At 65.3% G+C, this 24,214-nt stretch carries 24 protein-coding genes; 10 read left to right on the forward strand and 14 right to left on the reverse strand.

Annotated features, from left to right (window positions below; genetic code table 11):
- The first annotated feature begins 324 nt into the window (after positions 1–324).
- From N430_RS17780 to N430_RS17795, 4 genes are all read left to right on the forward strand, one after another.
- Positions 325–780 (forward strand): (2Fe-2S)-binding protein, encoded by a 456-nt coding sequence (locus tag N430_RS17780; protein ID WP_110638111.1) that lies wholly within the window; start codon positions 325–327, stop codon positions 778–780.
- Positions 780–3,029, forward strand: a complete 2,250-nt coding sequence (locus tag N430_RS17785) for a xanthine dehydrogenase family protein molybdopterin-binding subunit (protein ID WP_110638112.1) — start codon at positions 780–782, stop codon at positions 3,027–3,029. The genes N430_RS17780 and N430_RS17785 overlap by 1 nt, the downstream gene beginning before the upstream one ends.
- Before the next feature lie 18 nt (positions 3,030–3,047).
- Positions 3,048–4,385, forward strand: coding sequence for a cytochrome c (locus tag N430_RS17790; RefSeq protein ID WP_110638113.1), 1,338 nt, complete (start codon positions 3,048–3,050; stop codon positions 4,383–4,385).
- Positions 4,386–4,456: 71 nt separating this feature from the next.
- Positions 4,457–5,470, forward strand: coding sequence for an XdhC family protein (locus N430_RS17795; RefSeq protein WP_110638114.1), 1,014 nt, complete (start codon positions 4,457–4,459; stop codon positions 5,468–5,470).
- A 9-nt stretch (positions 5,471–5,479) separates the two neighbouring features.
- Here N430_RS17795 and N430_RS17800 read toward each other — a convergent pair whose 3' ends face one another.
- From N430_RS17800 to N430_RS17830, 7 genes are all read right to left on the reverse strand, one after another.
- Positions 5,480–6,295: an ABC transporter substrate-binding protein gene (locus N430_RS17800; RefSeq protein WP_110638115.1), complete on the reverse strand. Its 816-nt coding sequence runs from the start codon at positions 6,293–6,295 to the stop codon at positions 5,480–5,482.
- Between the two features lie 163 nt (positions 6,296–6,458).
- Positions 6,459–8,333: a diguanylate cyclase domain-containing protein gene (locus N430_RS17805; protein WP_110638116.1), complete on the reverse strand. Its 1,875-nt coding sequence runs from the start codon at positions 8,331–8,333 to the stop codon at positions 6,459–6,461.
- 30 nt (positions 8,334–8,363) lie between these two features.
- Positions 8,364–8,900, reverse strand: a complete 537-nt coding sequence (locus N430_RS17810; RefSeq protein ID WP_110638117.1) for a membrane integrity-associated transporter subunit PqiC — start codon at positions 8,898–8,900, stop codon at positions 8,364–8,366.
- Between the two features lie 28 nt (positions 8,901–8,928).
- Positions 8,929–10,569 (reverse strand): intermembrane transport protein PqiB, encoded by a 1,641-nt coding sequence (locus tag N430_RS17815; protein WP_110638118.1) that lies wholly within the window; start codon positions 10,567–10,569, stop codon positions 8,929–8,931.
- Positions 10,553–11,194, reverse strand: coding sequence for a paraquat-inducible protein A (locus N430_RS17820; RefSeq protein ID WP_110638119.1), 642 nt, complete (start codon positions 11,192–11,194; stop codon positions 10,553–10,555). The genes N430_RS17815 and N430_RS17820 overlap by 17 nt, the downstream gene beginning before the upstream one ends.
- Complete coding sequence (locus tag N430_RS17825) at positions 11,191–11,787, reverse strand: paraquat-inducible protein A (protein WP_110638120.1); 597 nt, start codon at positions 11,785–11,787, stop codon at positions 11,191–11,193. Before N430_RS17825 ends, N430_RS17820 begins: the two co-directional genes overlap by 4 nt.
- A 222-nt stretch (positions 11,788–12,009) precedes the next feature.
- Complete coding sequence (locus N430_RS17830) at positions 12,010–12,330, reverse strand: hypothetical protein (RefSeq protein ID WP_110638121.1); 321 nt, start codon at positions 12,328–12,330, stop codon at positions 12,010–12,012.
- Between the two features lie 265 nt (positions 12,331–12,595).
- Between N430_RS17830 and N430_RS17835 the strand changes: the two genes are divergently transcribed.
- The 3 genes from N430_RS17835 to N430_RS17845 are packed head-to-tail and all read left to right on the forward strand — an operon-like array spanning position 12,596 to position 15,352.
- Positions 12,596–13,258 carry a TetR/AcrR family transcriptional regulator gene (locus N430_RS17835; protein ID WP_110638122.1) on the forward strand — a complete coding sequence of 221 codons (663 nt, stop codon included), beginning with the start codon at positions 12,596–12,598 and terminating at the stop codon, positions 13,256–13,258.
- A gap of 45 nt (positions 13,259–13,303) precedes the next feature.
- Entirely contained in the window at positions 13,304–14,821 is a 1,518-nt protein-coding gene (locus N430_RS17840) for an MDR family MFS transporter (protein WP_110638137.1), read from the forward strand.
- 54 nt (positions 14,822–14,875) lie between these two features.
- Complete coding sequence (locus tag N430_RS17845; protein ID WP_110638123.1) at positions 14,876–15,352, forward strand: YMGG-like glycine zipper-containing protein; 477 nt, start codon at positions 14,876–14,878, stop codon at positions 15,350–15,352.
- Here the strand turns inward: N430_RS17845 and N430_RS17850 are convergent.
- From N430_RS17850 to N430_RS17870, 5 genes are all read right to left on the reverse strand, one after another.
- Positions 15,342–15,683: a cupin domain-containing protein gene (locus N430_RS17850; RefSeq protein WP_110638124.1), complete on the reverse strand. Its 342-nt coding sequence runs from the start codon at positions 15,681–15,683 to the stop codon at positions 15,342–15,344. The genes N430_RS17845 and N430_RS17850 overlap by 11 nt on opposite strands.
- Before the next feature lie 74 nt (positions 15,684–15,757).
- On the reverse strand, positions 15,758–16,549 hold the full coding sequence (locus N430_RS17855) for a sugar phosphate isomerase/epimerase (protein ID WP_110638125.1): 792 nt from the start codon (positions 16,547–16,549) through the stop codon (positions 15,758–15,760).
- Positions 16,546–17,286 carry an SDR family NAD(P)-dependent oxidoreductase gene (locus N430_RS17860; RefSeq protein ID WP_110638126.1) on the reverse strand — a complete coding sequence of 247 codons (741 nt, stop codon included), beginning with the start codon at positions 17,284–17,286 and terminating at the stop codon, positions 16,546–16,548. Before N430_RS17860 ends, N430_RS17855 begins: the two co-directional genes overlap by 4 nt.
- Positions 17,283–18,632 carry an MFS transporter gene (locus N430_RS17865; protein WP_110638127.1) on the reverse strand — a complete coding sequence of 450 codons (1,350 nt, stop codon included), beginning with the start codon at positions 18,630–18,632 and terminating at the stop codon, positions 17,283–17,285. Before N430_RS17865 ends, N430_RS17860 begins: the two co-directional genes overlap by 4 nt.
- Positions 18,633–18,673: 41 nt before the next feature.
- On the reverse strand, positions 18,674–19,501 hold the full coding sequence (locus N430_RS17870) for an amidohydrolase (protein ID WP_110638128.1): 828 nt from the start codon (positions 19,499–19,501) through the stop codon (positions 18,674–18,676).
- A 146-nt stretch (positions 19,502–19,647) separates the two neighbouring features.
- On the opposite strand from N430_RS17870, the gene N430_RS17875 reads away from it, so the two are divergent.
- Both N430_RS17875 and N430_RS17880 read left to right on the forward strand, forming a co-directional pair.
- Entirely contained in the window at positions 19,648–20,601 is a 954-nt protein-coding gene (locus N430_RS17875; protein ID WP_110638129.1) for a LysR family transcriptional regulator, read from the forward strand.
- Positions 20,602–20,703: 102 nt separating this feature from the next.
- Entirely contained in the window at positions 20,704–21,405 is a 702-nt protein-coding gene (locus N430_RS17880; protein ID WP_110638130.1) for a DUF3053 domain-containing protein, read from the forward strand.
- Positions 21,406–21,575: 170 nt separating this feature from the next.
- Here N430_RS17880 and N430_RS17885 read toward each other — a convergent pair whose 3' ends face one another.
- On the reverse strand, positions 21,576–22,835 hold the full coding sequence (locus N430_RS17885; RefSeq protein WP_110638131.1) for a HAMP domain-containing sensor histidine kinase: 1,260 nt from the start codon (positions 22,833–22,835) through the stop codon (positions 21,576–21,578).
- Positions 22,832–23,524 (reverse strand): response regulator transcription factor, encoded by a 693-nt coding sequence (locus N430_RS17890; RefSeq protein ID WP_110638132.1) that lies wholly within the window; start codon positions 23,522–23,524, stop codon positions 22,832–22,834. Before N430_RS17890 ends, N430_RS17885 begins: the two co-directional genes overlap by 4 nt.
- A gap of 178 nt (positions 23,525–23,702) precedes the next feature.
- Here N430_RS17890 and N430_RS17895 point away from each other — a divergent pair.
- On the forward strand, positions 23,703–24,214 hold a 512-nt coding region (locus N430_RS17895), incomplete at its 3' end, for a POTRA domain-containing protein (protein ID WP_305888043.1).

Here is a 24,214-nt window from a genome sequence, read left to right on the forward strand (position 1 = left end):
ATGGAAGTCCTCTCCACATCCGTCCGCGGCCTTCTGTGGGAGCGGCCTTGCGTCGCGAAAGGGCCGCAACGCGGCCCCTACTCTCTGTGCCGCTTCACAATTCTTGGGGCCGCTGCGCAGCCCTTTCGCGACACAAGGCCGCTCCCACATAGTCGCGCCAGCCTGAGAGATTGCGCATTCCACCGAATTGCTTGCCTTATCCTCTGAACCTGCGCCCGCCACCAGACCAGTGGTCCTACCTCTGTGCTAGCGTTTCTGGATTGGGGAACAACGTATTCCCCACCAGACAGTAAGCGCCATCAACCGATGATCAGCAGGTGAGCCATGGAACTTCATATCAACCAGAAGACCTACCAGGTCGACGCCGATGCCGACACGCCCCTGCTGTGGGTGCTGCGTGACGACCTGGGCATGACCGGTACCAAGTATGGCTGTGGCCTGGCCCAGTGCGGCGCCTGCTCGGTGCTGGTGGATGGCAACGTCGTACGTGCCTGTGTCACCCCCGTGGCCGGCGTGGTCGGGCGCGAGGTGACCACCATCGAAGCGGTCGAGGCCGACCCCATAGGCAAGCGCGTGGTGGCGGCCTGGGTCGAGCACCAGGTGGCGCAGTGCGGCTACTGCCAGTCCGGCCAGGTGATGGCGGCCACTGCGCTGCTCAAGCACACCCCCAAGCCCAGCGACGAGCAGATCGGCGCGGCGATGGTCAACCTCTGCCGCTGCGGTACCTACAACGCCATCCATGCAGCCGTACATGCACTCGCCCAAGGGGAGCAGGCCTGATGAACACGCCCGTCGATACCCCCGCAGAACTGCTCAGGCTGCAGCTGGGCGAAACCGTCAACCTGTCGCGCCGGCGCTTCCTCGCTGGCACCGCGGTTGGTGCCCTGGTGCTGGGCTTCGGCCTGCCGATGGGCGCGACCCGCGTGCAGGCAGCGGCGGCAGCCACCCCGGAGCGCGGCACCCAGGTGCCGGCGTTCCTGGAAATCCGCCCTGACGGCAAGGTGCGCCTGCTCAGCCCGTTCATGGAAGGTGGTCAAGGCCCGTTCACGGCCATGGCCCAGATCGTCGGCGAAGAGCTGGACGTCGACCCGGCCAACTTCCTGGTCGAAAGCGCGCCACCTGGTGAAGCCTACGTGGTGATGGAAAACGGCCTGCGCATTACCGGCGGCAGCATGTCGGTGCGCATGAGCTACCCGACCATGCGTCGCCTCGGCGGGCTGGCCCGGGCCATGTTGCTGCAGGCTGCGGCCGAGCAATGGGGCGTGCCGGTCGGCGAGCTGTCCACCGAGCCTGGCAAGGTCATTCACGCCGCCTCTGGTCGCTCGCTGGCCTATGGCGAACTGGCCGGCCGTGCCATGGACCTGCCGGTGCCGGACCCGGCCAGCATCAAGCTGCGCGACCCTGGCCAGTTCCGCTGGATCGGCAAGCCGGTGCGGCGCCTGGATGCCTACGACAAATCCACCGGCAAGGCCCAGTACTGCATCGACATCAAGGTCGACGGCATGCTCCACGCTGCGGTACAGCACGCGCCACGCCTGGGCATGACGGTGGGTAGCCTGCGCAACGAGGAGCAGGTCAAGGCCATGAAAGGCGTGCACTCGGTGCATCAGTTGCCGGGCGCGGTGGCCGTGGTCGCCGAACGCTGGTGGCACGCCAAGCGTGCAGTGGAAGCCATCCAGGTGGACTGGAAAGAGCCAGGCGCCGACAGCAAGGTGCGGCCGATGCCGGCAGACTTTTCCAGCGACGGCTGGCGCGAGCACCTGGCCACCGTTGACGGGCCGGCCCGCGACGAGGAAAACGAAGGCGACATCGCTGGCGCCCTGGCCAATGCCAAGACCAAGGTCGAGGCCAGCTACCACAACCAGTACCTCAACCATGCCCAGCTGGAGCCGCCGTCTGCCCTCGCCCGCTTCAACCCGGACGGCACCCTGGACGTCTGGCTGCCCAACCAGGCGCCAGACATGTTCCGCGACGACATCGCCAAACGCACCGGCCTGGATGCTGCGCAAATCACCCTGCACTCACCGCTGCTCGGCGGTTTCTTCGGCCGCCATTTCCTGTATGACTCGGCCAACCCGTACCCCCAGGCCATCGCCCTGGCCAAGGCCGTCGGCCGGCCGGTCAAGCTGATCTGGAGCCGCGAAGAAGAGTTCCTGCGCGACGTGCTGCGCCCGGTCGCCGTGGTCAAGTTCCGTGCCGGGCTGGATGCCGACGGCCTGCCGGTGGCCATCGAAGCGGTGAGCGCCACCGAAGGCCCGACCGAAGCCCTTGCTGGCAAGCAAGGCGACAAGATCGACCCCACCGCCCTCGAAGGGCTGTCGGGCAAGGCTTACGCCATTGCCAACAAACGCATCGCCCAGATCTACGTCAAAGGCCCGGCCATGCTCGGCTACTGGCGCTCGGTGGGCAATTCGCTGAACGATTTCTTCTATGAATCGTTCCTCGACGAGCTGGCCGACAAGGGCGGCAAGGACCCTTACGAATTGCGCCTGCACCTGCTGCGCGACAATCAGCGCCTGACCAACCTGCTGCACGCGGTGGCCGAGTTGTCCGGCGGCTGGAAGCGTGGGCCGTTCACCGCTGAAGACGGCAGCAAGCGTGCCCGCGGCATTGCCATGGCCTCGCCGTTCGGCTCCGAAGCCGCGGCAATCGCCGAGGTGTCGATCGACAACGGCCAGGTCAAGGTGCATGACATCTGGCAGGCGATCGACCCTGGCAGCATCGTCAACCCGGCGATCATCGAGCACCAGGTCAACGGCGCCGTGGCCCTGGGCCTGTCGCAGACATTGGTGGAAGAAGCGGTGTTCATCGACGGCAAGCCGCGTGCGCGCAACTACGACCTGTACCCGATCCTGCCGCCCTCGCGCATGGCCCGGGTGCATGTGCGCATTGTCGAGAGCGGGGCGAAGATGGGCGGTATCGGCGAGCCGCCGTTGCCGGCGGTGGCGCCTGCCGTGGCCAACGCCGTGGCGCAGCTCACCGGCCAGCGCGTGCGTAGTCTGCCGCTTAGTCGCCACACCTTCAGCTGACCGCACAAGGACTGCCCCATGACCCACAGCCGTTTCGCCCGAACCGCGGGCTGGCTGGCCGTGCCGTGCCTGGTCGCGGCCGGCCTGCTGGCCTGGTACGTGACCCGCGAGCCCGCCTCGCCTTTTACCACCGAACGCGTTGACCCCGCGCTGGTCAGCCGTGGCGAATATGTCGCCCGGCTCAGCGACTGCGTGGCCTGCCACAGCCTGCCCGACGGCAAGCCGTTTACCGGGGGCCTGGCAATGGCCACGCCGCTGGGCACGATCCACGCCACCAACGTGACCCCCGACCGCGAGACCGGCATTGGCAATTACAGCCTGGCCGACTTCGACCGCGCCGTGCGCCATGGCGTCGCGCCGGGTGGCCGGCGGTTGTACCCGGCCATGCCCTACCCTTCGTACGCCAAGCTCAGCGACGACGATGTCAAGGCGCTGTACGCCTTCTTCATGAAGGGTGTGCAGCCGGCACAACAGGCGAACATCCCCAGCGATATCCCCTGGCCGTTGAACCTGCGCTGGCCCATCGCCTTGTGGAACGGCGTGTTCGCTGCTGACACGCCGTACGCAGCCAAGGCCGGGCAGGATGCGCTGTGGAACCGCGGCGCCTATATCGTCCAGGGGCCTGGCCACTGCGGCAGCTGCCACACACCACGTGGCCTGGCGTTCAACGAGAAGGCCCTGGATGAAGCGGGTGCGCCGTTCCTCGCCGGCGCCCTGCTCGATGGCTGGTACGCGCCCAGCCTGCGCAGCGACCACAACACCGGGCTCGGCCGCTGGAGCGAGGCCGAGATCGTCCAGTTCCTCAAGACCGGGCGCAACCAGCATGCGGTGGTGTATGGGTCGATGACCGAGGCGTTCAACAACTCCACGCAGTTCATGAGCGATGACGACCTGGGCGCCATCGCCCACTACCTCAAGTCGCTGCCCGGTGACCCACAACGTGACGGTGCACCTTGGCAATACCAGGCCGTTTCTGCGGCCACGCGCCTGGACAGCCCTGGCGCCCACACCTATGTCACCCGCTGCGCCAGCTGTCATGGCCTGGACGGCAAGGGCCAGGCCGAATGGATGCCACCGCTGGCCGGTGCCACCTCGGCACTGGCCAGGGAAAACGCCTCGGCGATCAACATCACCCTCAATGGCTCGCAACGTATCGTCGCCGCTGGCGTGCCGGATGCCTACCGCATGCCGGCGTTCCGCGAGCAGCTGTCGGACCAGGAGATTGCCGATGTTTTGAGCTTCGTGCGCAGCACCTGGGGCAACGCGGGCGGCGCGGTGGATGTGCAAGCGGTCGGCAAGCTGCGCGGGCACACCGACCCGGCCAGTAGCAGCCCGATCATCCTGCACATGCGGTAAATGATGTTGCCTGTGCTGGCCTCTTCGCGGGCACAGGTATTGACTGACTCTGGATTTCTCAAGAGGCGCCTATGGAAAGCATCGACCTGTTGGTCTTGCGCACTGCCCGTGACTGGCTCCAGGCTGGCGAGCGCGTGCTGCTGGCCACCGTCGCCCGCACCTGGGGCTCGTCGCCACGGCCCGTCGGCTCGATGATGGCCCTGCGCGGCGATGGACGGGTGGTCGGCAGCGTCTCTGGCGGCTGCATCGAAGACGACCTCATCCACCGCTACACCACGGCCTACCAGGGCGACGGCATGCCAACGGGCCTGCCGCAGGTGGTGCGCTACGGCGTCAGCGCCGATGAAGCACAGCGCTTCGGCCTGCCCTGCGGCGGCACCCTTGAGCTGATCCTCGAATTCGACCCGGCGCTGGCCAGCCTGGAGCATCTGCTGCCACTGCTGGACAGCGGCAACCTGGTGCGCCGCGAGCTGGACCTGGACAACGGCCAGGTTCACCTGACCACCACCCGCGCACCGGAGCAGTTCGGCTTCGATGGCCGCTACATGCTCAACACACTGGGCCCCGGTTATCGCATGCTGCTGATCGGTGCCGGAGTGCTGGCCGAGTACCTGGCGACCATGGCCCTGTTCAATGGCTTCAAAGTGGCGGTCTGCGACCCTCGCCCTGAATACATGGATGGCTGGAACGTGGCTGGCGTGGAGAAGATCGTCGGCATGCCGGATGACGTGGTGCGCGCCTTCGCCCCGGACCTGCGCAGCTGCATCGTCGGCCTCAGCCACGACCCCAAGCTCGACGACCTGGCCCTGCTCGAAGCCTTGCACAGCCCGGCGTTCTACATTGGCGTGATCGGTTCGCGACGCAATAACCAGTCGCGCCGGGAGCGCCTGATCGAACATTTCGGCGAAAGCGAGGCCTCGCTGCAGCGCCTGCACGGGCCGATTGGCATCTATATCGGCAGCAAGACACCGGCAGAGATTGCCGTCAGCGTCATGGCCGAGATCCTGGCGACCAAGAATGGCGTCGCGTTGCCCGGTGAGGTCAATGTCAGCGAAGCCAAGCGGGCGCTGGAGGTTGATGGCTAGCCGCCCCCTTCAAGGCTTCCCTCCCGCCTGCTGCTGCCGCCACAACTCCAGATTCTTCTCGACCAGCTGCTCGGGCACCGGCCCGGCAACCAGCTCTTTCATTTTTTGCGCCAGCCTCTCGCGCAGCTCTGCTCGATTGCACTTCGACTGATGCGACAGCGCCAGGTACAGCCCTTCGCTGGACACCGGCGGGTCGAGCACCTTCAGCTGCGTATCCCAACCCTGCGTCCCTGCCAGGGCCATGCCGGGGTACTGCTCGTAGATCAGGTAGTCATTGCGCTTGTGCAGCAGTTTCTCGAACGCCTGCCTGGCGCTTGGCACCGCTTCGAGCTGCAGGTTCGCCCTGGCGTAATCGTCGAACTGCTGCCCGTGGCTGTTGCTGACCAGTGTCCCGCCGTTGTGGCCCTTGAGGTCCGCCCAGTCGTGGTAGGGAAAGCCGCCATCCTGGCGGACCCAGACCACGCTGCGCACATGCAGGAACGCCGGGCTGACGAAGTCCATCTGCTGCTGGCGCTCGTGGGTCAGGAAGTACCCCGCCATCAGGTCGATACGCCCGGTGCGCACTTCCTCCTGCGCCCTTGACCAGGGCCCGCCGTACACCACCTTCACTTCCAGCCCAAGCGCCTCGCCCACTTCATTGAGCAGGTCGGCATTGGCTCCGATCAACTGGTCAGGGTTGTTCGGGTCACGCCAGAGGTAAGGTGGGTATTCCGGATTACCGGTAGCGGTGAGTTGGCCGCACAGCGCCTCTGCCGCCGCGAATTCGGGCATCAGAAGCATGAAGAGCGACAGCAGCAAAGACCGGCAACGACTACGCTCGATCATCTACACCCCTCGGGAGCTTTGGCATTCAGCGGCCGGGCGTGGTCGCTGAAGCCGCCACATCCCGTGGGCCACGGCGGCATCGGTGGCCGCGTGCTACCAACAGTCTGGCTCAGGATTGGCCGAGCGCCAGCCTTTGGTACGCCCTTCGCGCATTATGCGGCACTTAGTCGCCGGGCTGGAAAACGCAGACCCGCCCGCGCTGGCGCTTGGCTTCGTACATCGCCTGATCGGCTGCCTTGACCAGTGCATCGACCTCGTTGGCATGGACCGGCGCGAGGGCAAGGCCGATGCTTGGGGTGACGAAGTCGATGGTCAACCCGCTGACGCTGACCGGTTCCGCCAGCACCTTGAGCAAGCGCTCGGCCAGGGCACTGGCTGCCTGGAAACGGGTGGCCGGGACGATCACGGTGAACTCGTCGCCGCCCAGCCGATAGGCCTTGTCCGGCTGGCGCAAGGCATTGCGCAGGCGCTCGGCCATGCACACCAGCAAGGCATCGCCGACATCGTGGCCAAAGCGGTCATTGACCTGCTTGAAGTGGTCAAGGTCGAGGAAGATCAGTGCCAGCGGCATGGCGCCGCCCTGCAGATGGCGGGCAAGGTCCTCATGGAACGCCTTGCGATTGCCCAACCCGGTCAGGACATCGTGATAGGCCAGGTCGAACAGCTGCTGCTGATGCAGTACATGCTCGCTGACGTCGTGCAGGATGCCGCGATAGCCAATCAGACGCCCCCCTGCATTGTGCCGCCTGGATATCTGGGTTTCGAAGTGCCCGATGCTGCCGTCGGCGCGCCGCAGTCGAGCCGAGAGCGGCGCGCCGGGCTCGGTCTCGGCGATTGCCGGTTCGGTTGACGAACTGGCCTCGGGGTCTTCCTGCAGGGAAGCGACGGTTCGCCCGATCACCTGCGCCGCCGGGTAACCGAGCAGCCTGCAGAAAGCCGGGTTGACCGACTCGATCCTGGCCTGCTCGTCGAGTTCGAAGTAGCCGTCTTCCATGGCGTCGAGAATCGCCCGGTCGCGCGCTTCGCTCTGCTCGAGGCGGTCCAGCGCACGGTTCGCTTCGCGCGCCAGCTTGCCCAGCTCATCGCGCCCGTCGTCAGTCAGGCGCCGCCCTGCCGCCGTCGGGCCAATGGTCAGAAGCTCCTGATGCAAGCGGGCAATGCGCCGCAGCAAGGTGACGTCCAATGCCAGGTAGATCAGCAGCCAGGCCAGGCCGATGAGCCCGCCGGTCACGCCGAGAAACACATTGAGCTGCTGCTCGCCTTCCAGGTACAGATGGCGCTCGCGGGTCAGTTGCAGACGCAGTTGCGGCTCGCCCAGGCTGTCCTGGAACAGCAGGTCGATGCTTTGATGGCGGGCATCGACCACCTGGCGATTGCCGATGCTCATGAGTTCGGCCTGCAGCACGGGCCGTTCCTGCTCGGTGCTCGATGGCAGCCAGGTGAGTTCACCGCCCAGCTGTTGCTGCAGCATGGCGATGCGCTTGCTGTCCAGGAACGTTCCCGCCAACAGCACACCGCTGGCCCGATCGCCGCTGCGCGCGGTATCGACGGCGACCAGAATCAGCGGCACCCTGAGCACCGCCAGCAACTGCGCGGGGGGCGCCACGTCCTGAGGCTGCAGCAGCCGCGCCAATTGCGCGGCAACGCCGTCATGCAGCGCCTTCAGGTTCAGTGCGGGCGCGCCGGCCGGGCGCTCCAGCGCCGCCAGGTCGAGCGGCCGCCAACTTACCCGCTGCTCACCATTGGCAAAGTAAAGAATGAAATCGAAGCCACTGCGGCCCAGCGTGGCGGCATCGAGCGGGAAAGCCGACGGCACCGCTCCCGGAATCGCCTGGGCCCATTGCCGCAAGCGGTTGGCGTCACGCTCGAAGCTGTTGCCCAGCAAGGCGCGCAGGCGCTCGGCCTCGGCCACCAGCAGCCGCTCGTCCTGCTTGTCCAGCCGCGCCAGCAGCATGCCCTGGGCCGCAAAGTAGACGAGCGACAACACCAGCAGCAGCGGCGGTACGAACAGCCAGAGCAATCTCGTGCGTAACTTCATGCGGGCTCCCCGTACCCTGGTTCACCCGCTTCATGAGCTTGGGCAGGACCTGCCTGGTGCCGCCGTTGCCCGCACGGCCTCGGCCAGCTTGCGCAGGTTGGCCTGATGGGCGTTGACCAGGTTGTTGATGCTGTTGTCGGCGGCGGTCTGCACCGACGTCCGGCAGGTGATTTCGGGCTCGCCTGGCCGCTTCAGGCGCCACAGGGTATCGAGCGAGGCGTATTGACCGGGCACGCTGTCGAAGCGCTGCACATCGACCCTCAACACACTGCTGGTGCCGGGCGCCGGGCCGCCCAGCATGTCCTGCAGGGCACTGCGAAACTCATCCACCAGGTTGGCGCCCCACCACTCCGTTTCCAGAATGGCCAGGCCGCTGCTGCCCTGGCGCACCACCAGTTGCGGGCGGTCCACCTGCGGCGGCAGGCTGACCCGGCTCACCTGCACGTGCTGGCTACCCCCTTGCGCCGGCTGCGCCGGGACCAGGGTGTGGTAGTTGTTCGGGGTACTGCTGCAGCCGCTCAGCCAGATCAACAGGCTGGCCCCACACAGGTTGCGCACTCGATGCATCAGCTGACACTCCTTTGGCCTTTCACTTTCAAGGTCTCAAATCTTGCGCACCGGCCGCTTTCGGCCGGCCTTGGATCAGCGACTCGGGGTGGCGCCCCAGGTAGTCGGTCAGGTCACGCAGCGAACGCGACATGCGTTCCAGTTCGTCCAGCGTTTCACCCAACCGTTCGCGCGCGGGCGAATCGTCGGCAATGGTCGCATTGGCCGTCTTCAAGGTTTTCTGCATGTCGTCGAGGGTGGCTTTTACCCCGGGCAGCGTCTGGCTGTTGAAGGTCTTGAGGTTGGCGCGCAGGTCACGCAGGGTGCCATCGAGGTTGCTGGCAATGCTCTCCAGCGGCAACTTGCCGATGCGCTCGACGAAATGCTGCAACTGCTCCTGGAGCATCTCCAGGCTGCCAGGCATGGTAGGAATGACGATAGGGTTGGCCTCCCGGTCGAACGCGACCTTGGGGGCGTTCGGGTAGAAGTCCAGGGAGATGAACATCTGCCCGGTGATCAGGTTGCCGCTGCGCGCCTGCGCCCGCAGGCCATGTTCGACGAAGGTGCCGATCAGCTGCCGGGCGCCATTGAGGTCACCCTCGGTGTGCTTGAATACCGATAGCATCTTCTGATGCACCGGGCCCAGCCGCTGCGGGTAGATCACCGCATCCACCACCACCGGGAAGATCTGTTTCACCGGGTCGTAATCCAGTTTGATCGAAGTAACCCGGCCAAACTCCACGCCCTTGAACTCTACCGGAGCGCCCACCGACAGCCCGCGCATGGACTGGTCGAAGCGCAGCTGCAGGTACTGCCCCTTGCCGTGCGGCGGTGCCAGTGCCGCATCACGGTCGGCAAACAGCTGGAAGTGCGTCTGGTCTGCGGCTGGCTGAACATCCGCAGTAAAGTCGGGCGAACCAAAAGCCAGCCCGCCGATCAGGATGGACGACAACGACTCGGTATCGACCTTCAGGCCATTGGCGCCGATCTGCATGTCGACGCCGCTGGCATTCCAGAAACGGGTGTCACCTGTGACGAAGTTGTCGTAGGGCGACTGCACGAAGATGCCGATCTCGACGCCCTTGCCATCGTCCTGCAAGCCATAGGACACCACTTCACCTACCGGGATCTTGCGGTAATAGATGGCCGAGCCGATATCCAGCGAGCCGAGGTCTTCGGCGCTGAGCAGGAATCGCTTGCCCTTCTCGCCATAGGTGATCGCAGGCGGCAGCTCCAGGCCGGTGAAGTTCTTTTCCGAGGCTTTCGACTCCCCGGCATCGGCACCAATGAAGCTGCCGGACAGCAAGGTATCGACGCCGGACACCCCGCCCGCACCAATCCGTGGGCGTACCACCCAGAAGCGCGCCCCCTCGGTGGCGAACGAGCGCGCATCATTGGCCAGCTGCACCTTGACGATGACGCTATTGTGGTCCTCGGCAAGGTCCACGGTGGTCACTTCGCCAATCACCACGCTGCGGTACTTGACCTGCGTCTTGTGCGCCACCAGCCCTTCACCGGAGCGAAAGGAAATCGAAATCACCGGCCCTTCCTGCAGCCAGTTGCGCACCACCAGCGAAGCCCCGACCAGGATCGCCAGGATCGGCACGATCCACACCAGTGAAATATTCCAGCGCCGGGTGCGTACCTCTGCCTGCCCGGCCCCATTTCGCGCCTCACTCGCTTGCGCCATCGGTGCGGCCTCCATTATTGCCAAGGTGATCCCAGATCAGGCGTGGGTCGAAGCTCATTGCCGAAAACATGGTCAGCACCACGACCATGCCGAAAAACAGGATGCCCGGGCGCGGCTCGATGGTGCCCAGGCCGCGCAGCTGCACCAGCGCGGCCACCAGTGCGACGACGATGACATCGAGCATCGACCAGTAACCGATCAGCTCGACGGCACGATAGAGTTGCGAGCGCTGCCGTTGTGCCCAGCTGGAGCGGCGTTGGGCAGTGAACAGCAGCAGGCCGAGGGAAAAGAACTTGATCGCCGGCACGCCCATACTGGCGATGAAAATAATCAGGGCGATATCCCAGGCACCTGCCTCCCAGAACTCCAGCACGCCGCCACCGATGGTGCTGTCGCTGCCACTGCCGAGCATTTCGGTGTGCATCACCGGCAACAGATTGGCGGGTACATAGAACACCAGCGCGGCCAGCAAGAAGGCCCAGCCACGGTTGATGGCGTTAGCCTTGCGCCGGTGCAAGGGTGCACCGCAGCGCGGGCAGGTGTGGGCCTTGCCCAGTTCGCACGCCAGCCCGCATCCGTGGCACAGGCACAGGCCGAGGTCATCGGCCAATATGGGCGTGCTCATACCTGCTCCCACAGGTCGCGAATATCGCGGCCGGCAATGTAGATGATCAGCATGCTCAGGGCGGCCAGGGCGATCAGGCCGATGCCGGGGATCACATCCAGCAGGCCAGCCAGCTTGATGACGGCTACCAACGCGCCGAGCAGGCAGACTTCCAGCATGCTCCACGGGCGCAGGCCTTCCAGGCAGCGCATGCTCACGGCAAACCCTGGCGCCCTGCGCCCGGCCAGGGCAAAGCTCAGCAACCAGCACAGCAAGGTGATTTGCAGCACTGGCGCAAAGATGATCGCCAGCGCCATGACCAAGGCGATGAAGGTGATGCTGCCACTGCTGAGGATCAGCACCGAATCCCACAGGGTGGCGGAGTTGCTCAACCCTTGCATGCCGATGGTCATGACCGGATAAAGGTTGGCGAACAGCAGCAAGACACCCCCCGTGATGCTCAGGGCCAGGCGTTGCTGGATGCTCAGGCTGCCATGCCGGTACAGGACACCCGCGCAGCGCGGGCAGAGCGCACGTTGGTGACGCTGCAATGGCGTGCGCCGATACACGGCATCGCAATATTCGCAGATGATCAGGGGCTCGGTCTGGCTCATGCGGTATTCCCGGATGCAGGTCTCTATGCGTGCAGTCAGCCGTTGATTGACGCAGGGCCGAGCGTCGACATGAGCAAGCGTAGACGGGAAAGTTGCGTTACGGAGCCAGAGAACGCACCGCGGATCCAATGGCGGCATATAGAAGAAAGGCCGGGGACCGATGCCTTACATCGGTCCCCGGCCTTCTGGATCAGGCGGGTTTGCTGATCGAATGACCCTGGATCACCTGCACATGCGCTTCACGGCGCGCTCTGCGGCCGCCTGGAACACCTTGCGCATGGCCTCCAGCTGTTCGGGCGGCAACGCCTTGGCACAGGTCAGCCCCTGCAGGAAGCCGATACCCCAGCCTTTGGTTTCAGCCAGCTCCTGACGGTTCTCGGCGTCGGCGATATCCCCCAGGTGCAGGGCTGCTGGATGCTCGTAGCGGTCTTCCAGCGCCAGTTTGCGCAGTTCCTCCAGCGCCACCTTGAACTCGGCAGCGGCAGCATCGTCCAGGCCCAGGTGCTCGTACTGCAGCAGGCTCAGACGGTCGGTGGCGGTCATCTTCGAATCTCCGTTTCACAGTAAAAGGAGCAGGTGCAAGGAAATCACCAACCCGCCGCGACGCATCCGGGTGCCAGCGAAGGTGGTGTCAGTTCCGAGTTGTATACCACAACTGGGGGCTCTCCCCCTAGCGGCGTGCGCCATCCGGGTGCAACGCAGCGACACCGTCTGTCGCAGGCCAGTCGCGTTAATTAAATTTAAATTGAATTTAACATAGAACAAGCTCACGCTGCGTGTCATTGCACTGAACCGAGAGCATCGCAACATGGCCACCACACCGCGCGAACCGCGCAAGGACGGCGAAGCCACCCGCACACGCATCCTCCAGGCCGCTGGCGAACTGTTCGCCGCCGTGGGTTATGCCGAAGCCAGCAACAAGGCCGTCGCCGCCAAGGCCGAGGTCGACCTGGCCTCGATCAACTACCACTTCGGCAGCCGCAATGGCCTGTACCTGGCCGTGCTCGACGAAGCGCGGCGGCGCTTCCTGGACATCAGCGACCTGCAGCGGATCACCCTCGCCGAGCAACCGGCGGCGGAAAAGTTGCGGGCACTGGTCGAACTGGTCGTGCGCAAGGCCACGCAGCGCCGCGACAACTGGCACCTGCGTGTGCTGGCTGCGGAAATCCTCGCGCCCAGCCCGCACGGCCAGGCCCACATGCAGGCCGAGGCTCCGCTGAAGCTGTCGCTGCTCAAGGGCCTGTTCAGCGAGATCACCGCCATCCCCCCGAGCGACCCGGCACTGACCCGCTGCATCCTCTGTGTCACCGCCCCCTGGGCGATGCTGTTGATCGGCCCGCGCGGGTCCACCGGGACCCTGCATGAAATCCTCGGCATGCCGGCCGAAGACGTGTCTGCCCAGCTGTTCAGCTTCGCCCTGGCCGGCTTGCAGGAAGCCGGCCGCCAGCACGCCCAAGGCAAAGGACGCTGACCGCACATGGACGCCCAATCGCACCCACAGGCTCTAGGCAACCGCATGCAACCGACATCTGTTGACGCGCCCTCCTCCACACAGGCCGAACCGGGCACCCAGGCTTCCATCCCGCTGCTGCTCGGCGCCCTGATGCTGGTGATGTTCCTCGCGGCACTGGACCAGACCATCGTCTCCACCGCGTTGCCGACCATCGTCAGCGACCTCGGCGGGCTGCGCTGGCTGTCCTGGGTGGTCACCGCCTATTTGCTGGCTTCCACCGTGGTCGTGCCGCTGTATGGCAAGTTCGGCGACCTCTACGGGCGCAAGCGCGTCCTGCAGATCGCCATTGCCTTGTTCCTGCTCGGCTCGGCGTTGTGCGGGCTGGCGCAAACCATGACCCAGCTGATCCTGTTCCGCACGCTGCAAGGCCTGGGCGGTGGCGGCCTGATGGTGGTGGCCATGGCAGCTATCGGCGACGTCATTCCACCCGCCGAACGGGGCCGTTACCAGGGCCTGTTCGGCGGAGTGTTCGGCCTGGCCACCGTGGTTGGCCCGCTGATTGGCGGGTTCCTGGTCGAACACCTGTCGTGGCACTGGATCTTCTTCATCAACCTGCCGCTGGGCCTGCTGGCCGTCGTGGTGATCGGCAGCGTGTTCCGCCCGCACGTGGCCCCGGTCAAGCATGTGGTCGACTATATCGGTGCGTTCTTCCTCACCATCACCCTGGGCGCGCTGGTGCTGATCACCAGCCTGGGCGGCGGCTTGCTGCCCTGGGCCTCGCTGGATGTCCTGTGCCTGGCGCTGTTCGCGGTCATCGGCCTGGTCGGTTTCGTGTTCGAGCAACGCCGCGCGCCCGAACCGATCATGCCGCTGCACCTGTTCCGCCACCGCACCTTCGTGCTGGCCGGGTTGATCGGCTTGATTGTCGGCGTGTCGCTGTTCGGCTCGGTGACCTTCCTGCCGCTGTACATGCAAGTGGTCAAGGACGCCTCGCCCACCAGTGCTGGCCTGCAAATGCTGCCGTTGATGGGTGGCTTGCTGGTGGTGTCGGCGATTACCGGGCGGCTGATCAGCCGCTGGGGGCGCTACCGGGTGTTCCCGATCGTCGGCACGCTGCTGCAGGTGGTCGCCCTGGGGCTGCTCAGCCGCCTGGAACTGGACACGCCGATGTGGCGGATGAACCTGTACATGGGGCTGCTTGGCGCAGGCCTGGGCATGGTGATGCAGGTGCTGATCCTGGCGGTGCAAAACAGCGTCGAACGGCGCCACATGGGCGTGGCGACTTCCGGGGCCACGCTGTTCCGTTCGATTGGCGGTTCGGTGGGGGTTTCGGTGTTCGGCGCGTTGTTTTCCCATGCCCTGCTCGATGGCCTGCCGAGCGATTTCGCGGCCAGCAGTGGCGGTGCCGCGAGCCTGTCGCCGACGGCGGTGCATGCCTTGGCGGCGCCGCAGCAGCAGGCGTATCTGGAGGCGTTCTCCGGGGCCATGCATGGGGTGTTTCTGGTCGCAGCGGTGGTTGCTTGTGTGGCCTTTGCCTTGTCGTGGCTGCTGCGCGAGGTGCCGCTGCGGTCAGCTCATTGAGCGCTGCACCCAGCTATGCTGTGAGATGCGATTCCTATCCTGTGGAGGTGTGCAATGCGTGCGTTCACGTGGAGCTACGTACTGATAATGCTGTGTGCTGCTTCAGCAGCCCAGGCCCAGTCGGTGGTGCCGCTCAAGGGCCAGAGCAGCCAGCAGATGCAGCTGGACATCAACGACTGCAACACCGTGGCGACCAACGCCGCGAACAGCGCCAGCAGCAGTACTTCTGGCAGCCATGTCGGCGGCAGGGTCAAGGGCGCAGCGGCCGGTGCCGCAGCTGGTGCGGTGGGCGCCCAGGTGCGGGGCAATCAGCATGACGAGGTGTATGACCGGGTCAGCGACGATGCCAAGCAGGAATACCGGCAGAACCGTGCCGGCCAAGGGGCAGCCGCCGGTGCTGCGGTAGGTGCCTCGCGGCAACGTCAGGAGCGTCGCCAGGACCGGCGCAACCAGGGCCAGGCGCAAAGCTCGGCGCAGGCCAGCGCCTACAGCGGGTGCCTGCAGGGGCGTGGCTACCAGGTCAACCCTTGACGATGTCGACCGAGATTTCTACCGCCGTCACTGTGCCGCGATTTTCCAGCCAGTGCGTGGTGTTGTGGTCTTCGGGCCAGCCGACACCCGGGCCGTAGTCGGTGGCTTGGCCATTGCGGTGGTCGGTGATGGTGCCTTGCAGGATGAACACCGTGCCGGGCCGGTCCTTGTGATCATGGACCGGCCCAAACACGCCACCGGGGGCGATGGTCACCTTGCGCATACGCAACTGCCGGCCTGCCATGCCTTCGATTTCCGGCCCCAGATCGACCGTTGCCAGTAACTCCACCGTCACGCCATGGGTTTCGGGTGCTGCCTGTTCGTTGTTCATGGGGGTGCGCTCAGTGGGGTGTCATCAATCAGTGAAGCGCGCTTTGCTGTTGTTTGCCTCAGTGCCTCAGTGCCTCAGTTGCGGCTCAACCAGGATCGGGTAGCTTCATAAGCCGCTTCAAGTCCCATCTCAGGCGCAAACAGCGCCGAAGGTGTCTCCACACTGACCTGCACATCGGCTGGCAATGCATTCATCAGTGCTGTCAACGGCAACTGCCCGCGCCCGGGCAACAATCGGCCTTGCCGGGCCTCCTGAATGATCAAGGCCTCGGCCGGCGCCTGCAGCGGCGCATCGCACAACTGCACAGCCCGCAGGTAACGCGGATCCACCTGTGCAAGCGCTTGCTCATCCCCACCCGAGCGATACAGGTGCAGCGCATCCACCAGCACCCCGGCATTCCCTTGCCCGGCCCCGGCCACCACGGCCACCGCTTGCTGCACGTTCGCCACCGCCCGCCAGCGCATGAACTCGAGGTCCACGCGCAGGCCGTAGCCACTGGCCAACTCGCAGAGCGCCGCAAAGGTGTGGGTGAGCCGCACCGGGTCGTCGTCATCACCCGAGACGGTAAGGCTGACGGCCCCCAGCTCAGCCCCGGCAGCCAGCAATGCCTCGCATTCGGCGACCTGCAATTGTGCAGTGAGCGACACGAACTCGATATCACTTACCCGCATGCCCTCGCCCGCCAGCACCCGCTGCAGTTCACGGGCAGCGGGGCTGCCGACCGGTTGCGGGTAGGCCAGCGCGCCCGGCATTACCGGATGCAACCGCAGCCCCACGGAACAGAACCCGGCCCGCGCCGCCTCACGCACCAACGCGATCGGTGCCTGGTCCAGCGCCGTCAGGTGGGCAACCCCAAGCGGCCTCAATAGGTCGCCCTTCCGCCGCTGAGGTCAAACACGAATCCGGTGGTGAAGCTGCATTCCGGTCCGGCAATCCAGCTCACCATGTTGGCGATCTCTTCCACCTTGAGGAACCGACCCATGGGGATCTTGGCCTTGCTGGCGGCGATGTGTTCCGGGGTCATTTCCGCCATCAGCGGGGTCTCGACCATGGCCGGGGCAATACAGTTGAGCAGCACGCCGTCCTGGGCCAGCTCCTTGGCTGCCGCCTTGGTGAAGGCGATGACCCCGGCCTTGGCCGCAGAGTAGGCCGAGATGTACTGCACGCCGTCCTTGCCGGCCATCGAGGCGACGTTGACGATGCGCCCGTAGCCGCGCTCACGCATGTGCGGGATGGCGGTGCGGCAGCAGTAGAAGACACCGTTGAGGTCGATGGCGATGACCTTGTCCCAGGCTTCTGGCGGGTATTCCCATGAAGCGACCACCGGGCCGTTGATGCCGGCGTTGTTGACCAGGATCTCGACCTGGCCTACCTGGGCCAGTGCTTCGCCGAAAGCCGCCTCCACCGACGCCAGCGAGGACACATCCACGGCCTGGCGCAGCACCGGTTCGAAACCGTTTTCAGCCGTGTTCCAGCCATCGACCGCGAGGTCCCAGATCACCACCTGGGCGCCGGCCTGGTGCAGGCGCTGGGCGATGGCCAGGCCTATGCCACGCATGCCGCCGGTGACGATTGCAGTTTGCCCGTGCAGGGGTTGGCTCATTGTATTGCTCCAATTTCAACAGAAGGGATATCCGGCAGGCGACGCAAGTCGCGCACCATGAACAGGTAGCACAGCGCACCCAGCGCGGTGATCGACGAGACGAAGGCCAGCGCCCAGACGAACGAGCCGGTGGCGGTGACGATCAGGCCGATGGTCAGCGGGGTGACGATGCCGGCCGCGTTGGCGAACAGGTTGAACAAGCCGCCGCTCAGGCCCAGCAGCCCTTTCGGCGCGATGTCGGAGACGATCATCCAGGCCAGGGCCGACATGCCTTGGGCGAAGTAGGCGACGCAAAGGATGGTGATCACCAGCGCGTCAGACTCGACATAGTTGGCCAGCACGATGATCGACGCGGTCAGCAACCCGGCGATCACCGGCAGCTTGCGAGCCAGGTTCAGCGAGTAACCCCGGCGCAGCAGTGCATCGGAAATCCAGCCGCCGACCAGCGTGCCCAGCGACGCGGCAATGAATGGCAGCACCGCCACCCAACCCACCTTGAGCCAGGGCATGTGCCGCTCGGTGACCAGGTAAGTGGGGAACCAGGTGAGGAAGAACACATTGGTCGAGTTGCAGGCGAACTGCCCCAGGCAGATGCCGAGCATGTTGCGATGCTTGAGCAGCGCCGGGATTTGCGACCAGCGGAACTGCGTGGCCTTCTGCCCGCCATCCACCACCCCGCCACCGGCGGCGATATAGTCGAGCTCCGCCTGGTTGGCCGACGTCGACTGATGCGGCTCGTGGTACTTGCGCCACCACACCAGGCCATAAAGGATGCCCAGCAGCCCCACCGCCATCAGCAGGAAGCGCCAGCCATAGGCATGCAGCACCCAGAACAGCAGCGGCGTGAGGAACGCCAGACCGGTGTATTCGGCAAAGGTGTAGATGCCGGTTGCCCGGGCCCGCTCGCTCTGCGGGAACCAGGTCGCCACCACACGGCTGTTGGTGGGGAAGCACGGTGCCTCGGTGACGCCGACCAGAAACCGCATGCCCAGCAGCGACAGAAAGCCTTGGGCCAAGCCCTGCAGGCCGGTGAACAGCGACCATAGGGTCAGCGCCAGCCAGTACGTGAGCTTGGTGCCCAAGCGGTCGATGAGGATGCCGCCGGGGATCTGCGCGGCGGCGTAAGTCCAGGAAAACGCCGAGAAGATCAGCCCCATCATCGCCGCATTCAGGCCCAGGTCGGCACTGATGCTCGGGGCGGCGATGCCCATCACGCTGCGGTCCAGGTAGTTGATCATGGTACCGCCGGAAATCAGCGCCAGGATCATGAACCGGGTGCGGGTACGTTGTTGCGCGCGCGCCGGGGTGTCGAACACCCCGACGCCGATTGGCTGCTCAGTGCTCATGGCGATTGCTCTCTTGTTATTGGAATGGCAAGTGCTGCGGATCAGGCAAAACCGAACAGCCGCCGCGGGGTGTCCCACATGACCTTGCGGCGCAGGCGGGCGTCCGGCATCAGGCGTTCGGCCAGCTTCAGCAGCGGGCCGTAGTCGACCCGTGCCTGCTGGCGAATGAATGGCCAGTCCGAGCCCCACACGCAGGCGTCCGGGCCGAACGCATCGAGCAGCACCCGTACATAGCCATGGCTTTGCTCATACAGGCCATCGGCCTCGGCGAACTTCTGCATGCCTGACAGTTTCACGCTGGCCCGCCCACTGCGGGCCAGCTGCAACAGCGACTGGAAGCCGGCCTGCTGGAGGCCGGCGACGGCATCCGGGCGGCCACAGTGGTCGATCAACAGACGCGCCGAGCTGTGTTCGATCAGCCACTGCAGGTCCAGCAGCTGGTCTTCGCAGACCTGCACCTGGGCAAACATGCCCAGTTCGGCCAACTTGCCGAACAGTGGCTCGGCATCACGCATGCTCGGCACGCCATACAGCGCCGGGTTGAAGGCGACACCGACCACGCCTTGCTCGCGCAGCGCGGCCAGCGCATCAAGGCTGATCTGCCGCTCGACCACCGCAATCCCCTTGAAGCGCCCTTGGCCTGTCGCCAGTGCATGAAGCAGCAGGCGATTGTCGGTGTGGTAGCCACTGTTCGGCTGCACCAGCAAGGCATGGCGCACGCCATAGGCGTCCATCACCTGGTTGAACTGGGCCAGGGTGGCGACCTCCTGGCCTGAAGGCGCGTAAGGGGCGTTGGGGTGGTAAGCGAAATGTGCGGGGTCAAACAAATGGTTATGGCAGTCGATCTTGAGTTCGTCGTAGATGTTCAAGCGCGGTTCCTTCAAGCGCCACTGCGCTTGCCTGCAGATCTTGTTATTGTTCGCCACCAGGGCGATTTGCCTGGGCTCACGATACTGCGGGCGGTTGCGCAGCGCTCATACACAGATGGCGAAGACCATAACCAAAGGTAATAGGCATGCTCCCCGCTGAGGAAACCCCGGACGGCACGACGATGGTGTTCAAGCTGCGGCACATGGAAGTGTTCCGCGCGGTGATGCTGACCGGCTCGATCAGCGCGGCAGCGAAGATGCTCTACGTGTCCCAGCCAGCCGTGAGCAAGCTGATCGGCTATATCGAGGGTCGCCTGACCTACCGGTTGTTCGAGCGCATCAACAACCGCCTGGTGCCCACGGCCGAGGCGCAGGTGCTGTATCGCGAGGTCGAGCGGGTGTACCAGGCGGCCTTGCAGGTGAACGCGTGCGCCCATTCCCTGGCCGCCGGCACCCACCGCACGCTGCGCATTTCCTGCAGTGCCTCGCTATCGACCGTGGTCATCCCCGCCGCGTTGGCCCAGCTCAAACGCCAAGCGCCATCACTGCAGATCGAGTGGCAGACCTCGCTGATGCACGCCATGCCCAACCAGATCCTGTCGAAGACCGTCGACCTGTCGATCGCCGCGTTGCCGGTGATTCACGACCACCTGCACTCCCAGGCCTTCATGCGCGGGCGCATGGTGGTGGTGATGCCGGCCGGGCATGCCCTGGCGCAAGCGCCGTCATTGACGCTGGAACAGCTGCAGGGCCATGCGCTGCTGCTGTTCCGCCCGGACATGCCGTTCGGCCAGCTGTTGGCCGGCCATATCGAGCGGCGTGGACTGAAGCTGGATTCCCTGCTGTCGTTTACCAATGCCAATGAAGCTGTGGCACTGGTCAAGCAAGGTATGGGCATCAGCGTGATTGACGAGTTCGTCGCGCAGGACAGCGGCTTGCATGTGGTGCCCTTGGTCGACGAGATCCATTTCGATATCAGCTTCGTCTACTCGCGTTTCGAGCCGCCGTCGCAGTCGGCGCTGCACCTGATGCGGGTGCTGCATGATCAGGCACTGAGGCTTGGGCGGGGGATCGACGGGTTCACGCAGCCCCTGGCGTAAACCCTGCCGGCGATTGGATCCACAGCTGAAAAAGCGTTACTCTTGCCCGCCGCGCCAACCATTGTGCTGGCGCGCCTCAACCCCTTATGGAGATTCATCGACATGAACGTCTCGTTCCGCCCCCAGTGGCTGCTTGCCCTCGCCCTGCCCCTGGCCCTGGCCGCCTGTGGCGACAATGAACCCAAGCAGCGCGCTGCCTTCAGCGAATTCCTGCAAACCCGCATCGTCGACAAGCCCGGCGTTCACGTGCCCAAGCTGAGCGCCGATGAATCCAAGGCGTTTGGCCCATACAACGATCATTACGCGGTGATCACCAACTTCAACGGCGCCATGGATAGCGCGGTGAAACCCCTGGGCAGCCTGCTGCAGAAAGGCGCGGTGCGCTCGCTGAGCGATATCACCAGCCGCCGTGACGACATCAAGGCGGTACAGACCGGCCTGAACGACATGGGTCTGCAGCTGCAGGACCAGAAGGCCAAGGCCGACAGCGCCCATGCCCAGCTCAAGCAGCCTGATGACCTCAAAGTGGTCTACGACAAGGCCTACGACCGCACCGTCAGCGTTCCGGCCGATACCTTCCTGCAGGTGCTGCCGCAGATCAACGGCACCCTCGACAGCAGCCTGAAAGTTGCCGACTACGTGGATGCACACAAGGCGCAGATCGAGATCAACGGGCCGATTGTCAAGGTCAACGACCCTAAGGTACAGGCTGAACTGAACGCCTTGCTGCAAGACCTGACGACTCAGGCGAAGACCGTGCAGCAGGCCCAGGCGCAGCTGCAGACCGTGATGCTCGGCCGCTGATTGATGGTTGTGGGAGCGGCCTTGCCGGGGCGCCGGACCGGTCGGAAAGGGCTGCGCAGCAGCCCCAGATTCTCTGCTTCGCCGCGAGATTGCCGGGGCCGCTACGCAGCCCTTTCCGACCGGTCCGGCGCCCCGGCAAGGCCGCTCCCACAAGTTATGCGCATGACCATTCAACCCAGGCGCGGCAACAGGATCGCCACGCTCAAGCCACCTGCCTCGCCCGACTTCGCGCTGATACTGCCCTGGTGCAGCCCGATGGCGCGCCGGGCGATGGCCAGGCCCAGGCCAAAGCCATCGGTGCCGCTGTGCCCGCCCCGGTCGAACGGCTCGAAGATGCTCTGCAGGCGCGCCGGCTCGACCCCGGGGCCCTGGTCGACGATATGCACCTGCAACTGTTCCCCGCCGCCCACCAGCCTCGCCTCGACGCGTACTTCGCTGCCCGGCGCGGTATAGCGCACGGCGTTGCGGATCACATTCTCGAAGGCGCGGTACAGCAACTCCTCATGGCCACGGGTGACGAATGTGCCAGCGCCCTGCAGGCTGACCTGCGCCTGCTTCATGCCCGCCTCGAAACGGGCGTCCTCGACGATCTGCGCCAGTACCTCGACGGCATCCAGTTCGCCCTGCTCGCTTTGGCCTTGCTGCGACTGCACCCGCGCCAGGGTCAGCAGCTGCTCGATCAGGTCATCCATGCGCCGCGATTCGCGTTCGATTCGCCCAAGCATTTCCTCGCGCTCGGGCTGCTGACGCAGCAGCCCGATGGCGACATGCAGCCGGGTCAGCGGCGAGCGCAGTTCGTGGGAGATGTCGTGCAGCAACTGCTGCTGCGCTTCGACCAGCGCCTTGAGCTGCCCGGCCATGCGGTCGCAGTCTTCGGCCAGCTCGACGATTTCGTCGCGCCGCCGCCCCAGGCGCGGGCGCACACGCACGTCGAAGCGGCCTTGGGCAACCTGGCCCATGGCCTCGCGCAGCCAGGTCAGCGGCCGGGTCAGGTAGAGGCTGCAGAGCAAGGCGAACACCGCACTCATCAGCGTACCGGTCAGCAACGGGCCCATGCCCCGTGGGCGCGGTGCCTCATCCAGGCGTGTGGGCACCGAAGCCCGCAGCACCAGGGCCTGGCCGCCCTCATCGAGCAGTGCCCGCTCGAACCGTGGGGTGTCAACTGCACGCCCGGCCAGCAAGTGACCGGTGCCGTCGTACAGGCCCACCTGCACCTCCGGTGGCTGCGGCGACACCTGCAGGTACTGGCGGCCGGCCTGTTCGCCATAGCGCTGCAACAGGTTCAGTTCAGTGGCCAGCATGGCCCGCAACCCGGGGGTGTCACCGCGCAGGTCGTCGAGCATGAACGCCCCCGCACCGACCAGGAAGGTCAGGCTGTTGGCCAGCCAGAATGCCAGGAACAGCTTCCAGAACAGGCGCCGGCGCATCATTCGACGATCAGCATGTAGCCCATGCCCCGCACGCTCTGGATCCAGCTGCTGCCATCGTCACGCGGGCCGAGCTTCTGGCGGATGCTGCTGATGTGCACGTCGATGCGACGGTCGTAACGGGTCAGTGGCCGGCCCAGCGCGTTCAGCGACAGGTCCTGCTTGCTCACCAGCTGGCCGGCCTGGCGGACCAGGGCTTCGAGCAGGCTGAACTCGGTGCCGGTCAGGTCCAGCGGTATCGGCCCCCACTGCGCCTTGCGCCGCCCCGGCCACAGGGTCAGCGCACCACGGCCGATGGACTCGGCACCCTGGCTCTCGGCCAGCATCTGGGGATGCACCCGGCGCAGGATCGCCCGCAGGCGCGCCACCAGTTCACCCGGCGAGCTGGGCTTGGGCACATAGTCGTCGGCCCCCAGTTCCAGGCCGGCGATGCGGTCGATGTTGTCACCCCGGGCGGTCAACAGCAGCACCGGTACCTGGCTGCGCGCACGAATGCGCCGCAGCACTTCGATGCCCGAGATGCCCGGCAGCATCACGTCCAGCACCACCAGGCGGTAAAGCCCGCTCAAGGCGCGGCTCTCGCCCTCCTCACCAGTGGCCACGGCAGTGGCCTGGAAGCCCTCGCGGGCCAGGTACAGAGCGAGCATTTCGGTCAGTTCGCGGTCGTCGTCGACCAGCAGTACGGGAATCATGATGGGTCAGGTGCCAGGTTCTACAAAAGCGCAATGATCGCCCCGTCCTGGCAGACGGTGGGCGAACTTTACACATCTTTACCCTCGGTTAACCGCGCCGAACACAGCCCGCCCGTATGCTCATCGCCCGCTTCCCGGCAGCCCAGTGCTGCTCTTCTACGCCCGCCTGGAACCCTCGATGAACTACCCGCGACTGTTGCTCTCCATCCTGCTGCTCAATGCCTCCATGGCCCAGGCCGCGTCGTTCAGGATCGCCGACATCCGCGTCAACGGCCTGCAGCGGGTGTCCGCCGGCAGCGTGTTCGGTGCCTTGCCACTCAACGTTGGTGACGAAGCTGACGACCGTCGCCTGGTGGATTCCACCCGTTCGCTGTTCAAGACCGGCTTCTTCCAGGACATCCAGCTGAACCGCGATGGCAACGTCCTGATCATCAACGTGATCGAGCGCCCGTCGGTATCGAGCATCGAGATCGAAGGCAACAAGGCGATCAGCACCGAAGACCTGATGAAGGGCCTGAAACAGTCGGGCCTGGCCGAAGGCGAGATCTTCCAGCGTGCCACCCTCGAAGGCGTGCGCAACGAACTGCAGCGCCAGTATGTGGCCCAGGGCCGCTACTCGGCCGAAGTCGATGCCGAAGTAGTGCCGCAGCCGCGCAACCGGGTGGCCTTGAAGATCAAGATCAACGAAGG

The sequence above is a fragment of the Pseudomonas sp. CC120222-01a genome, from assembly GCF_003097235.1.
Classification (GTDB): domain Bacteria; phylum Pseudomonadota; class Gammaproteobacteria; order Pseudomonadales; family Pseudomonadaceae; genus Aquipseudomonas.